12 protein-coding genes are annotated in these 13,232 nt (G+C 55.6%); all 12 read right to left on the reverse strand.

Going from position 1 to position 13,232, the window contains the following annotated elements; genetic code table 11:
* Window positions 1–47 precede the first annotated feature (47 nt).
* Window positions 48–1,106, reverse strand: coding sequence for an undecaprenyldiphospho-muramoylpentapeptide beta-N-acetylglucosaminyltransferase (gene murG / locus KTJ90_RS15945; protein WP_078804749.1), 1,059 nt, complete (start codon window positions 1,104–1,106; stop codon window positions 48–50).
* The gene (gene ftsW, locus KTJ90_RS15950; RefSeq protein ID WP_003854750.1) at window positions 1,103–2,317 is read right to left on the reverse strand and encodes a cell division protein FtsW; all 1,215 of its coding nucleotides are present in this window, start codon (window positions 2,315–2,317) and stop codon (window positions 1,103–1,105) included. The genes murG and ftsW overlap by 4 nt, the downstream gene beginning before the upstream one ends.
* Window positions 2,317–3,633 carry a UDP-N-acetylmuramoyl-L-alanine--D-glutamate ligase gene (gene murD / locus KTJ90_RS15955; RefSeq protein ID WP_003854752.1) on the reverse strand — a complete coding sequence of 439 codons (1,317 nt, stop codon included), beginning with the start codon at window positions 3,631–3,633 and terminating at the stop codon, window positions 2,317–2,319. Before murD ends, ftsW begins: the two co-directional genes overlap by 1 nt.
* 2 nt (window positions 3,634–3,635) lie before the next feature.
* On the reverse strand, window positions 3,636–4,718 hold the full coding sequence (gene mraY, locus KTJ90_RS15960) for a phospho-N-acetylmuramoyl-pentapeptide-transferase (RefSeq protein WP_003854755.1): 1,083 nt from the start codon (window positions 4,716–4,718) through the stop codon (window positions 3,636–3,638).
* Window positions 4,712–6,070 carry a UDP-N-acetylmuramoyl-tripeptide--D-alanyl-D-alanine ligase gene (murF, locus tag KTJ90_RS15965; protein ID WP_286866075.1) on the reverse strand — a complete coding sequence of 453 codons (1,359 nt, stop codon included), beginning with the start codon at window positions 6,068–6,070 and terminating at the stop codon, window positions 4,712–4,714. The genes mraY and murF overlap by 7 nt, the downstream gene beginning before the upstream one ends.
* On the reverse strand, window positions 6,067–7,554 hold the full coding sequence (gene murE, locus KTJ90_RS15970; RefSeq protein WP_039658783.1) for a UDP-N-acetylmuramoyl-L-alanyl-D-glutamate--2,6-diaminopimelate ligase: 1,488 nt from the start codon (window positions 7,552–7,554) through the stop codon (window positions 6,067–6,069). Before murE ends, murF begins: the two co-directional genes overlap by 4 nt.
* Window positions 7,541–9,307 carry a peptidoglycan glycosyltransferase FtsI gene (locus KTJ90_RS15975; protein WP_003854762.1) on the reverse strand — a complete coding sequence of 589 codons (1,767 nt, stop codon included), beginning with the start codon at window positions 9,305–9,307 and terminating at the stop codon, window positions 7,541–7,543. Before KTJ90_RS15975 ends, murE begins: the two co-directional genes overlap by 14 nt.
* A 16-nt stretch (window positions 9,308–9,323) precedes the next feature.
* Window positions 9,324–9,644 (reverse strand): cell division protein FtsL, encoded by a 321-nt coding sequence (gene ftsL / locus KTJ90_RS15980; RefSeq protein ID WP_003854764.1) that lies wholly within the window; start codon window positions 9,642–9,644, stop codon window positions 9,324–9,326.
* A complete protein-coding gene (gene rsmH, locus KTJ90_RS15985) occupies window positions 9,641–10,582 on the reverse strand; it encodes a 16S rRNA (cytosine(1402)-N(4))-methyltransferase RsmH (protein WP_003854766.1) in 942 nt (313 codons plus the stop codon). The genes ftsL and rsmH overlap by 4 nt, the downstream gene beginning before the upstream one ends.
* A 2-nt stretch (window positions 10,583–10,584) precedes the next feature.
* Entirely contained in the window at window positions 10,585–11,043 is a 459-nt protein-coding gene (mraZ, locus tag KTJ90_RS15990; protein ID WP_003854767.1) for a division/cell wall cluster transcriptional repressor MraZ, read from the reverse strand.
* Between the two features lie 489 nt (window positions 11,044–11,532).
* Complete coding sequence (cra, locus tag KTJ90_RS15995; protein ID WP_003854769.1) at window positions 11,533–12,543, reverse strand: catabolite repressor/activator; 1,011 nt, start codon at window positions 12,541–12,543, stop codon at window positions 11,533–11,535.
* Window positions 12,544–12,739: 196 nt separating this feature from the next.
* Window positions 12,740–13,231: an acetolactate synthase small subunit gene (gene ilvN, locus KTJ90_RS16000; protein ID WP_003854770.1), complete on the reverse strand. Its 492-nt coding sequence runs from the start codon at window positions 13,229–13,231 to the stop codon at window positions 12,740–12,742.
* Window position 13,232: the final 1 nt, after the last annotated feature.

Below are 13,232 nucleotides of genomic sequence, written 5' to 3' on the forward strand. Positions count from 1 at the left end.
AGTTTGTACCCAGTCCGGGTACAGGTCAGACGCGCTGACCGGAATGATTACTTTGCGGCGCGAGCCACTTCCTGAGCGACTCGTTCAGTCGCATCGGGGATAGCCACCTGACGGGCCTGTTCAGCCATCGTCAGCAGTGTTGCACGATCCCAGTGGCGTAGCAGATCCGCTACAGCCTCCGCAGTAAATTGCGGCTGCTCAAAAATTCTGGCGGCGCCCGCTTTTTCCAGCGGCAGCGCGTTCCAGTACTGCTGGCGATCTTTGTGCTGAAACGGCACAAAAATGGCCGGTAAACCAGCGGCAGCAACTTCGCTCACGGTTAACGCACCGGAGCGGCATACCACCACATCAGCCCAGGCATAGGCAGCAGCCATATCATCAATAAATTCGGCCACTTTATGCTGCGTCTGACCGACCTGCTGATACGCTTTCTCTGTTTCAGGCAACGCCCCTTTACCGGTCTGATGCCATAGGGTGATCTCATCACCCACCAGCGCCGCAATCTGCGGTAGCGTCTGGTTCAGTATCCGTGCGCCCTGACTTCCACCAATCACCAGCACCCGAATCGGGCCATGACGATCTGCCAGACGTTGCGCAGGTAAAGGCAGTGCCAGAACGTCAGTGCGAACCGGATTTCCTACCACGTCGGCGGCAGGAAACGCGCCCGGAAACGCCTGCAAAACTTTGGTGGCGATTTTCGCCAGCCATTTATTGGTCAGACCGGCAATACCGTTCTGCTCATGCAGCACAACCGGAATACCGCAGCTCCAGGCCGCTAAGCCGCCCGGACCGGAAACGTAGCCGCCCATGCCCAGCACGACATCCGGCTTCCACGCTTTCATGATGCGACGCGCCTGACGCCATGCATTGAAGATGCGCAGCGGTGCCAGCAGCAACGCTTTCATGCCCTTACCGCGTAGTCCGCTGATGCGGATAAAGTCGATTTCGATGCCGTGCTTCGGCACCAGATCGGCTTCCATACGGTCGGCGGTGCCTAACCAGCGAACCTGCCAGCCCTGTTCCATCAGGTGATGGGCGACAGCCAGACCGGGAAAGACATGTCCGCCGGTTCCACCTGCCATCACCATCAATCGCTTACCGCTCATCGACCACCTCGGGTAAACGCCTGCGCTTTCGCCAGGCGCGTTTCATAATCTATGCGTAATAAAAAAACGATGGCGGTCGACATAATGATCAGACTCGACCCACCGTAACTGATCAGCGGTAAGGTCAGACCTTTGGTCGGTAACATACCCGCGGCAGCCCCGACGTTAACCAGCGCCTGGAAGCTGAACCAGACACCAATCGAACAGGCTAAAAAGCCGGAAAAACGCTGATCCAGTTCCAGAGCACGACGGCCAATCGACATCGCACGAAAAGCGACGAAGAATACCATTAAAAGTGCCAATACCACACCGACGTAGCCGAGTTCTTCCCCGATGATGGCGAAAATAAAGTCGGTATGGGCTTCCGGCAGATATTCCAGCTTTTGCACAGAGTTACCGAGCCCCTGCCCCCAGAATTCACCGCGACCAAATGCCATCAGCGACTGAGTCAGCTGGTAGCCGCTACCAAAGGGATCTTCCCACGGATTCCAGAACGACGTCACACGGCGCATACGGTAGGGTTCTGCAATGATCAGCAGAATTACCGCAAAAATGCCGGAGCCGATAATTGCCATGAACTGCCACAGCTTGGCACCGGCCAGGAACAGCATCGCCAGCGTAGTCACAAACAACACAACCACCGTACCGAGGTCCGGCTGTGCCAGCAGTAACACGGCCAGCACGACCATCACGCCCATCGGCTTACAGAAGCCCCAGAAGTTGTTACGCACCTCTTCCACTTTGCGCACCAGATAACTGGCGAGATAACAGAACAGAGAGAGCTTCGACAACTCAGCCGGCTGGATACGCAGTGGACCCAGTGCAATCCAGCGCGATGCACCGTTTACCGAGCTACCAACTACCAGAACAATCAGCAGCATCGCCACCGTGACCATCAGCATCACGTTGCTGTAGCGCTGCCAGAAATCCATCGGCACCCGCAACGTGACCAGTGCCATACCTAATGCCAGCACGATGTAGAAAGCATCACGCTTGGCGAAGTAAAAGAGATCGTCATTCAGACGCTGACCCACCGGCATTGATGCCGACGTCACCATCACAAAACCAATCACCGCCAGGCCCAGCGTGAGCCATAGCAGTGTGCGGTCATAGAGCACCAGTGAAGAGTCATCACTTTCACGTGCGCCCATGACCCAATCTTTCAGGCGTCCTGAGAAATATCCCGCCAGTCCGGCACCAGGAATACGCATCAGCTCAACTCCTTCGCCAGTTGCGCGAACTGCTCACCGCGCTGCTCAAAGTTACGGAACTGGTCAAGGCTGGCGCAGGCCGGCGACAGCAGAACCATATCGCCTGCGTTAACCTGCGGCGCGATCTGCTCCATCGCCTGCCGCATGGTTTCTGTGCGCACGGCGATATCAGGACGCAGCGCGGCCAGCGCATCACCGTCGCGGCCAAAGCAGTAAAGACGCACGTTGTCGCCCTGCAGCCAGGGGATCAGCGGCGTAAAATCGGCTGACTTACCATCACCGCCCATCAGCAGCCACAGCGTTCCCTGAACCTGCAGGCCATTGAGCGCCGCTTCGGTGCTGCCGACATTGGTCGCTTTGGAGTCATTGATCCAGCGCACGCCCTGATGTTCATGGACCAGCTGGAAACGATGCGCCAGACCGTTAAAGTGCGTTAAGGCCGCCAGGCTTGAAGCGCGTGGCAGACCGACCGCATCGGCCAGCGCCAGTGCCGCCAGCGCGTTGGTATAGTTGTGCTGTCCCACCATCTTCATTTCAGCGGTGTTCAGGACTTTCTCGCCCTTCACCCGCAGCCAGATGCTGCCTTGCTGCTTATTCAGGTGATAGTCACCAAAATCGACACCAAAGCTGACACAGCGGGTATCTGCGCCGCGGACCGGCATTGTCAGTGCGTCATCGGCGTTAACGATGCAGATCTGTGCATTCTCATAAACCCGCAGCTTGGCGGCGCGATACTGCTGCATACCCAGCGGATAGCGATCCATATGATCTTCACTGACGTTGAGCACGGTTGCCGCAGCCGCTTTCAGACTGTATGTGGTCTCAAGCTGGAAGCTGGAAAGTTCCAGTACATAAAGTTGTGCTGGTGATTGCAGCAGACTCAGTGCGGGCAGACCGATATTCCCGCCAACGCCCACCTGCCAGCCCGCGGCTTTCGCCATTTCACCCACCAGCGTTGTAACGGTGCTTTTACCGTTGGAACCGGTGATCGCCACGATAGGTGCCTGCGCCTCGCGGCAGAACAGCTCAATATCACCGACAATTTCGATTCCGGCTTCGACGGCTTCGCTAAGAATCGGATGCGCCAGCGCGACGCCAGGGCTGGCAACAATCAGATCGGCCGCCAGCAGCCAGTCACCGTTGATGCCGCCCAGGTGACGTTCAACCTGCCCGGGCAATTTATCCAGCCCCGGCGGCGAGACACGGGTGTCCATCACGCGGGGCGTTACGCCCTGCGCTAAAAAGAAATCAACACAGGAGAGCCCGGTAAGGCCCAGCCCGATAATGACAACTTTTCTACCCCGATAGTCAGCCATGATTAACGCACCTTCAGCGTGGCCAGGCCAATCAGCACCAGCATTAGCGAAATAATCCAGAAGCGCACAATGACGCGCGGTTCCGGCCAGCCCTTGAGTTCATAGTGGTGATGGATCGGCGCCATGCGGAAAATACGCTGGCCGCGCAACTTAAACGATCCCACCTGCAGGATTACCGACAGCGTTTCAACCACAAACACGCCACCCATAATCACCAGTAAAAATTCCTGACGCAGCAACACGGCGATGGTTCCCAGCGCGCCGCCCAGCGCCAGTGAGCCGACATCACCCATAAAGACCTGAGCCGGATAGGTGTTGAACCACAGGAAGCCCAGCCCTGCCCCGACGATGGCGGTACAGACAATCACCAGCTCACCGGCGTGACGCAGATAAGGAATATGAAGATATTCAGCAAACTTCACGTTACCGGTGGCCCAGGCAACCAGCGCAAAGCCTGCGGCGACAAAGACGGTGGGCATGATCGCCAGACCATCGAGACCATCGGTCAGATTGACCGCGTTACCCGTTCCGACAATCACAAAGTAGGCCAGCAGCACATAAAACAGGCCTAACTGTGGCATGATGTCTTTGAAAAAGGGCACCACAAGCTGGGTCGCCGGGGTATCTTTACCTGCTGCATAAAGCCCAAACGCGACACCCAGAGAAATCACCGACATCCAGAAATATTTCCAGCGGGCAATCAGGCCCTTAGTATCTTTGCGCACCACTTTGCGGTAGTCATCGACAAAGCCGATGATGCCAAAGCCGATGAGCACGAACAGCACGCACCAGACATAGGGATTCGACGGATATGCCCACATCAGCACCGAAATGGTGATGGAGGTCAGAATCATAATCCCGCCCATTGTTGGCGTTCCGCGCTTACTGAAATGCGATTCCGGGCCATCGTTACGGACAACCTGACCAATCTGTAATTTCTGCAGCCACGCAATCAGGCGCGGCCCCATCCAGAGAGAGATAAAGAGTGCTGTCAGCAGGCTGACAATGGCGCGAAACGTCAAATAGGAAAAGACGTTGAAGCCCGAATAAAAAGCGACCAGATGCTCGGCCAGCCAAACTAACATGTTCCTTTCTCCTTTAAGCTCTGTACTACCTGCTCCATGGCGGCACTACGCGAGCCTTTTATCAGGACGGTAATTTCTGAGTGTTCGGACAACAATTGACGCAAACGTTCAGTCAGCGCTGTCTTATCGCTGAAATGTTCGCCAGCTTTGCTGTTTTCACTAATAAAATGGCTAAATTTTCCGCAGCTCAGTACGCGATCAATACCTGCATCACGTGCCGCATCCCCGATTTCGCGGTGGCATTTTTCGGTCTCATCACCCAGTTCCGCCATATCGCCGGCGACCAGCACCCGGTAGCCCGGCATCTCTGACAGGACCTGGACGGCGGCGGTCATCGATCCGACATTCGCGTTATAACTGTCATCCAGCAGCAGCTGATGCGCAGAGAGGCGCACCGGGAACAGGCGACCTGGCACCGACTGCAGGTTTTTCAGCCCCTGCTGAACGGCGCTAAGCGGGGCATCCACTGACAGGGCCAGAGCCGCCGCAGCCAGTGCGTTGGCGATGTTATGCCGACCCGGCAACGGCAGCACAATCTCAGCCTCGCCACGCGGTGTCTTCATCACAAAATGAGTGCCGTCCTGCGCAATGCGGATATCACGGGCAGAGAAATCACACGCTGCCGCCTGCGGCGAGAAGCGCCACACGGTTTTGTCCTGCAGCGTGGTCTGCCAGTTTGGCCAGTCGTTGCTCTCCTCGTTGAGAATCGCAATGCCATTCGCCGGTAAGCCCTGAAAAATCTCGCCCTTGGCTTTAGCGACACCCGCCAGCGAACCAAAGCCTTCCAGATGGGCCGCTGCCAGGTTATTCACCAGCGCGCTTTCCGGTTTAACCAGGTCGGTGGTGTAGGCGATTTCGCCCTGATGATTAGCGCCAAGCTCAATTACCGCATACTGATGCTCTGCGGTCAGACGCAGCAGCGTCATCGGCACGCCATAATCGTTGTTGAGATTGCCTGCGGTGTAGAGCGTCTCACCGCACTCACGCAGAATCGCTGCCGTCATCTCTTTAACCGACGTTTTGCCGGACGAGCCGGTCAGCGCCACGACGCGGGCAGTGGACTGCTGACGAACCCAGGCACTCAGTCGGCCAAAAGCAAGTCGGGTATCTTCCACGACGACCTGAGGCACAGAGACAGGTAAATGCTTACTGACCAGTAACGCCTGTGCGCCACTGTCAATGGCCTCTTCAGCGAAGTCATGGGCATCAAAACGTTCGCCCACCAGCGCGACAAACAGACTGCCTGCTGTCACTTTGCGGGTATCCGTCGTTACGTCATTCAGGGTTAAATCACTGCCGTGCAGCGTTCCGACGGTGATCTCCGCAAGCGTTTTTAATGAAACCGGAATCATGCTGCGCCTCCCAGCAGTGCCGCAACCGTGGCACGATCGGAGTAGTCGAGACGACGGTTGCCGATGATCTGATAATCTTCGTGGCCTTTACCGGCCACCAGTACGATATCGTCAGGCTGAGCCTGCATGATGGTGTTAGTGACGGCCTGCGCGCGGCCAGACACCAGCCGGGCGCGGCCCGGATCCAGCAAACCGGTCAGAATATCGTTAACAATCGCCTGCGGATCTTCGCTGCGCGGATTGTCGTCGGTAATCACCACCACATCCGCATATTGCTCAGCAATCGCGCCCATTAATGGGCGCTTGCCTTTGTCACGATCGCCACCGCAGCCAAACAGACACCACAGTTTGCCTTTGCAGTGCAGGCGGGCTGCTTCCAGCGCTTTTTCCAGCGCATCCGGCGTATGGGCATAATCCACCACGACCGTCGGTTTTCCTGCGGCGCTGAACACTTCCATACGCCCGTTGACCGGCTGCAACTGCGGTGCAACGTTGATCAGCGTCGCCAGCGGATAATCCAGTGACAGCAGCGTCGCCAGCGCCAGCATCAGATTGCTGACGTTGAACGCGCCCATTAATGGACTGTTGATTTCTCCGTTGCCCCAGCTGGAGCTGAAACGGATGTGTGCGCCGTTATCGTGGTACTCCACCGCATCGGCTTTCAGCCAGCGGCCATGGCAGCCAGGCTGGAGGTTATTCTCCATGGTGACTGCCACCGCATCCGGTAAGCGCGCCAGCCAGCGACGACCGACTTCATCATCGGCGTTAAGAATCGCCTGCCCGACCTGATGCTCAGAAAACAGCAGCCATTTGGCTGACTCGTAGCTCTGCATATCACCGTGATAATCGAGGTGATCGCGGCTGAGATTGGTAAAGACCGCTGCGGCAAACGGCAGCGCCGCGACGCGATGCTGAACCAGTCCGTGTGACGAGACTTCCATTGCGGTCAGGGTCGCCCCTTTTTCCGCCAGATCGTTCAGCAGATGCTGAACATCAACTGCTGAGCCGGTGGTATTTTCTGCCGCGGACAAGTGACCCACCAGCCCATTCCCGACGGTGCCCATGACCGCGCTGGTTTCACCCAGCAGCGTTGCCCACTGCGCCAGCAACTGGGTCGTGGTGGTTTTACCATTTGTACCCGTAACGCCAATCAGCGTCTGTTTCTCACCCGGCTGCTGATAAAAACGGCCTGCTAAGGCTGAAAGACGCTGAGGCAATTGGGCCAGATAGATAACCGGTACGCCGTGCATTTCACGGATTTCGCCGTCGGCGGCTTCGCCTTCAGCTTCGGCCACCACGGCGGCGACGCCCTGAGCAATCGCCTGCGGGATGAAACGGCGTCCATCGACCTGATGGCCTGCAACAGCGACAAACAGATCGCCAGAAGCCGCAATGCGGCTATCCAGTGTCATGTCGCGCAGTGGGCGCGCCGGCGCGCCTGGCACCCAGGGGCCGAGTAAGTCGCGCAGGTTACGATCTGTCACTTGTTTCCTCACTTCTGTTAGTCACCAGCTCATTCTTGTCATTGGTCGGTAACGCGTCCGGCTCGATGTTCATGGTGCGCAGTACGCCGCCCATGATGGCACCAAACACCGGGGCAGAAACCGCACCACCGTAATACTTGCCGGCCTGGGGATCGTTGATCACCACCACCAGCGCGAATCGGGGATGACTGGCAGGCGCAACGCCTGCGGTATAGGCAATGTATTTGTTGACGTAGCGACCATCGGGCCCGACTTTTTTCGCTGTACCGGTTTTTATCGCAATCCGATAACCTTTGATGGCCGCTTTGACCCCACCGCCACCAGGCAGCGCCACGCTTTCCATCATATGCATCACGGTTTTCACCAGTGACTCATCGAAAACGCGTTGTCCCGCGACGGGCGGATCCACTTTGGTAATCGACAGCGGGCGATTAATGCCATAGCTGCCAATTGTTGCGTAGACTCGCGCTAACTGTAACGGCGTTACCATTAGCCCGTAGCCGAAAGAGAAGGTGGCCCTCTCTATGTCAGACCACCGTTGTTTTTTAGGGTATAAGCCACTGCTTTCCCCGACCAGCCCCAAATTGGTCGGTTTGCCCAGTCCAAAGCGCGCATAAGTTTCTACAAGCGCTGAGGAAGGCATCGCTAACGCCAGACGTGAAACACCGACGTTACTCGATTTCTGTAAAACCCCTGTCAGGGTCAATTCGTTGTAGCGCGCCACATCCTTGATCTCATGACCATTAACGCGATATGGCACGGTATTCAGGACACTGTTCTCTCTGACCACGCCGCGTTGCAGCGCCGCCATGACCACCATCGGCTTCACGGTCGAGCCAGGTTCGAAAATGTCGGTGATGGCGCGGTTACGCATCAGATCTTTCGGCGTGTTGCCAAGATTATTCGGGTTGTAAGCCGGGCTGTTGGCCATCGCCAGTACTTCGCCGGTATTCACATCCACCAGGACTGCCGTGCCCGATTCCGCTTTGTTAAAGGCCACGGCGTTATTCAGTTCACGGTAGACCAGCGCCTGTAAGCGCTCATCGATGCTGAGAGTCAGGTTATGCGCGGCCCGGCTGTCCACAGAGGAGATATCTTCGATGACGCGACCGTAGCGATCTTTACGCACCGTCCGCTCGCCCGGCGCACCGGTCAGCCATTTATCAAAACTCTTCTCAATGCCTTCAATGCCCTGCCCGTCGATGTTGGTAAAGCCAATCAGATGAGAGGTAACCTGCCCGGCAGGATAGTAACGGCGCGACTCTTCGCGCAGATGAATACCGGGAAGTTTGAGTTTTTTGACGTAGTCGCCGATGGCCGGATTGACCTGACGCGCCAGATAGACAAAGCGGCCTTTAGGATTGGCATTTACGCGCGCGGCCAACTGGTCAAGGGGGATAGAGAGCGCATCAGAGAGTGCCTTCCAGCGGCTGTCCAGCGTGACGCCACCACCGGCGTGCAGCTCTTTTGGATCCGCCCAGATGGCATTAACCGGGACACTCACTGCCAGCGGTCGTCCGGCACGATCGCTGATCATCCCGCGCGAGGTTGGCACCGCCTGAACGCGCAGCGAGCGCAGATCGCCCTCTTTGACCAGCTTGCCAGGATTGATCACCTGCAGCCAGGCAACACGTGACAGCAATCCACCCAGCGCCAGTAAAATACAGCCGCACAGCAACGCAAAACGCCAGCTTACAAAGCTGGCTTTATCTTCCGGTTTCTTCAATTTCAGCGTTCTGCCTGTGCCGCTCATTCGCTAACTTAAGTCCTTATTTCTGCACCACGATATTTTCTTGTGAAGGATCAACGTGCTGCAGCTGCAGCTTCTCGGTGGCGATGCGTTCAACACGGCTGTGATCGCCCAGCGCATTCTCTTCCAGAATCAGGTTGCGCCACTCGATATCCAGCGCGTCACGCTCCAGCACCAGCTGTTCACGCTGTGCCGTTAACAGTCGTGTTTTATGCGTGGTGGTGACCACCAGCACGGCAGAAACCACGACAGCGATCAGCAACAGCACCGGAATCTTGCCCTTTCGCAGCAGATCCCCGCCGATAACGGCAGGCAGACTGTGACGCTCGTTACCGATCATGCGTCGGTTTTCTCCGCGATACGTAAAACCGAGCTGCGCGCGCGTGGGTTCTCAGAGACTTCAGCGTCACCCGGCGACATTTTGCCGAGCAACTTCAGTTCACGGCCACCCAGGGCTCGCAGCTGATGTTCAGTCATCGGTATTCCGGCCGGCACCTGTGGTCCACGACTCTGATCGCGCATAAAGCGCTTAACCAGCCGATCTTCCAGTGAATGGAAGCTGATCACAGAGAGACGGCCCTGCGGTGCGAGTACCTGAACCGCGCCTTTCAGTGCGATATCGATCTCTTCCAGTTCACTGTTAATCCAGATGCGAATGGCCTGGAAGCTGCGTGTAGCCGGATGTTTAAACTTATCTTTCACTGGCATAGCGATGGAGATGACTTCAGCCAGTTCACGGGTGCGGGTCATCGGCTGCTCGCGATTGCGCTCGACAATGGCCCGGGCAATACGTTTAGCGAATCGCTCTTCACCGTAAGTCTTCAGGACGAAAGCGATATCTGCCTCTTCCGCGTGCAGCAACCATTCTGCGGCTGAGTGACCACGCGACGGGTCCATTCGCATGTCCAGCGGTCCGTCACGCATAAAGGAGAAGCCGCGTTCAGCGTCATCCAGTTGCGGCGATGAAACCCCCAGGTCCAGCAAAATCCCGTCAATTTTTCCGACCAGATCCCGTTCAGAAACATACTCTGCCAGCGCAGAAAAAGGGCCATGAATAATTGAAAAACGCGGGTCGGTAATCTCAGCAGCAGCGGCGATAGCTTGCGGATCACGATCGATGGCGATCAGTTTTCCCTTCTCTCCCAGTTGCGAAAGAATCAGGCGTGAGTGGCCACCACGACCAAATGTGCCGTCGATGTAAATACCGTCTTCCCTGATATTGAGGCCGTTAACCGCCTCATCCAACAGCACGGTGGTATGTTTGAAATTTTCCTGCATAGCTATAGCGACAAGTCCTGCAACCGCTCAGATAAAGGTTCCTGAGCCGACTGTTCTGCGTCAATATCGTCCCTGACTTGTTGATACCAGGTCTGTTCATCCCACAGCTCAAACTTATTGAACTGTCCAACCAGCATCACTTCTTTGGTTAATTTTGCGTGCTGCCGAAGCGTATTCGCCAGCAGCAGGCGGCCTGCATTGTCCATCTGACATTCACTGGCATGTCCCAGCAGCAAACGCTGCACGCGGCGCTCAAGTGGATTCATACTGGAAAGGCGTGCCAGCTTTTTTTCAATGATTTCCCATTCGGGCAGGGTGTAAAGCAACAGGCATGGCTGGTGGAGGTCGATGGTACAGACCATCTGCCCCTGAGACTCCCCAATCAGCAATTCGCGATATCGCGTGGGTACGGCGAGCCGCCCTTTGCTGTCGAGATTGACTAACGTTGCTCCGCGGAACATGCCAGTCTCTTCTCCTCATCACCCATTTACGCCACTTTATCCCACTTTTTACCACGAAACGAGTTTAAGGATCCCATGAAATCCTTGTCAAGCCGGAGCGGCAGTTGAACATCACTCTTTACAAGGCGCAAAATTAAAGTCTGGCGACGATATAATCGAATAAAAGGAGAAACTAAAAATTAAGCCAATGAATAACTGAATAAAAAAAATGGCTTGGGGAAAAAAGACTAAAAATGAAACAATGTAAAGGGTTAAATATTTATCCTGATTTCTGAGACAGCGGCGGCATTTTAGGGGATTTCTGAATGGAAGCCCAGCGGCTTCAGGGCAGACGGGAAAGAAGGTTTGTTGAAGTTGTAAGCAAATAATAGGTATCGGGCTTTCTGCTTTGTTAGATTTGATGAGCAGAATTTACCCTTTTTTACGTCGACCTGTTTATTTAATCAGTAAATCGCGAAATAAAAGGGGCAGTATAATACTGCCCGTTACTCATTTAACTCTTCGGCTTAATTGTCCGCGACGGTATAAATTACGCCGGATACGGGTTAAGCCTGGTTTTGGTTTTCGGGGTTCGTCCAGTGAGGCTAAAACTAATTCCAGCACGCGCTCTGCCACGTCACGATGACGCTGACCAACGGCCAGGACCGGACACTCAAGAAAGTCCAGTAATTCGTGGTCGCCAAAGGTGGCAATCGCCAGCTCCGTCGGCAGGCGGCCGTTTCGTTTCAGCGTCACATCCATCACACCCTGCAGCAGCCCAAAAGAGGTGGTGAAAAGCGCCTCTGGCATCGGATGATCTTCAAGGTATTTCTCAAACAGTGCAGCAGCAGCAGTGCGTTCGAAGCTGTTGCAGTAGATATAATCAATCGGACGGGGATCGTCTTTCCAGGCATCGCGGAAACCCATTTCGCGCAGGAAGCTCACTGACAGTTCGGGTAACGCACCGAGGAACAGCACATTTTTAACGTCGAGCTGACGCAGTTCAGCAGCCAGTGTCTGGGCATCGTCCTGATCGGCCCCGACGACACTGGTAAAATGTTCACGATCCAGCGCACGGTCCAGCGCAATTATTGGCAGAGAATCGTTGATCCAGCGCTGATAAAAGGGATGCTCTGGCGGTAATGAGGTGGAAACGATAATTGCATCGACCTGGCGCTGCAGCAGATGTTCAATGCAGCGCATCTCGTTTTCAGGCTGATCTTCAGAACAGGCGATCAGAAGCTGATAGCCGCGCTGACGTGCCTGTCGCTCAAGATAGTTTGCAATACGCGTATAACTGGTATTTTCCAGATCAGGGATCACTAACCCAATGGATCGCGTACGCCCGGCGCGCAGCCCCGCAGCCACCGCATTAGGGTGATAATTATGTTCACGTACCACTGCCATGACTTTTTCAACGGTCTTGTCGCTGACACGATACTGCCGCGCTTTGCCGTTGATCACATAACTGGCCGTGGTGCGCGACACGCCTGCCAAACGCGCAATTTCATCCAGTTTCACAATAACCCCACCATCAAATCCGCTTTTACGGCAGAAATAGCCGCAGTTAAGCTATGGATAACTCATGTCTATCATCTAACAGCAGAAAAGTGCGCGGAGCAACCGCTTTTCTGAATGTAATCCGCCTGGCGCATAAAAAATAAAAAAACCCGGCATTTCGCCGGGTTAGGTGAGGATTGATGATGACGCAGCGTGATTAACGCATGATGCGATCGCCGCGTGAAACGCCGACGATACCGGAGCGCGCCACTTCAACAATTTCAGCGACATCGCGGACGGTGCTCAGGAAGGCGTCCAGTTTGTCGCTGGTGCCTGCCAGCTGAACCGTGTACAGCGTCGGCGTTACATCGATGATCTGACCACGGAAGATCTCGGCGTTACGCTTCACCTCTTCGCGACCATAACCACTGGCCTGAATCTTCACCAGCATGATTTCGCGCTCAACATAGGCGCCCTGCCCCAGCTCGGTGACGCGCAGGACATCCACCAGCTTGTGCAGTTGCTTTTCAATCTGCTCCAGTACCTTCTGATCGCCCACCGTCTGAATGGTCATCCGCGACAGTGTGGGATCGTCGGTTGGCGCCACGGTCAGGCTTTCAATGTTATAGCCGCGCTGTGAGAACAGGCCGACGACACGGGATAATGCGCCGGATTCGTTCTCCAGCAGAACTGATAAAATACGACGCATA

The organism is Pantoea jilinensis, assembly GCF_019104105.1.
GTDB classification, from domain to species: domain Bacteria; phylum Pseudomonadota; class Gammaproteobacteria; order Enterobacterales; family Enterobacteriaceae; genus Pantoea; species Pantoea eucalypti.

Bases quoted from the DNA above. Each gene is read 5' to 3' on its own strand.
- murG (WP_078804749.1), bottom strand. From the start codon at position 1,106: ATGAGCGGTAAGCGATTGATGGTGATGGCAGGTGGAACCGGCGGACAT.
- ftsW (WP_003854750.1), bottom strand. From the start codon at position 2,317: ATGCGTATTCCTGGTGCCGGACTGGCGGGATATTTCTCAGGACGCCTG.
- murD (WP_003854752.1), bottom strand. From the start codon at position 3,633: ATGGCTGACTATCGGGGTAGAAAAGTTGTCATTATCGGGCTGGGCCTT.
- mraY (WP_003854755.1), bottom strand. From the start codon at position 4,718: ATGTTAGTTTGGCTGGCCGAGCATCTGGTCGCTTTTTATTCGGGCTTC.
- murF (WP_286866075.1), bottom strand. From the start codon at position 6,070: ATGATTCCGGTTTCATTAAAAACGCTTGCGGAGATCACCGTCGGAACG.
- KTJ90_RS15975 (WP_003854762.1), bottom strand. From the start codon at position 9,307: ATGAGCGGCACAGGCAGAACGCTGAAATTGAAGAAACCGGAAGATAAA.
- ftsL (WP_003854764.1), bottom strand. From the start codon at position 9,644: ATGATCGGTAACGAGCGTCACAGTCTGCCTGCCGTTATCGGCGGGGAT.
- rsmH (WP_003854766.1), bottom strand. From the start codon at position 10,582: ATGCAGGAAAATTTCAAACATACCACCGTGCTGTTGGATGAGGCGGTT.
- mraZ (WP_003854767.1), bottom strand. From the start codon at position 11,043: ATGTTCCGCGGAGCAACGTTAGTCAATCTCGACAGCAAAGGGCGGCTC.
- ilvN (WP_003854770.1), bottom strand. From the start codon at position 13,231: ATGCGTCGTATTTTATCAGTTCTGCTGGAGAACGAATCCGGCGCATTA.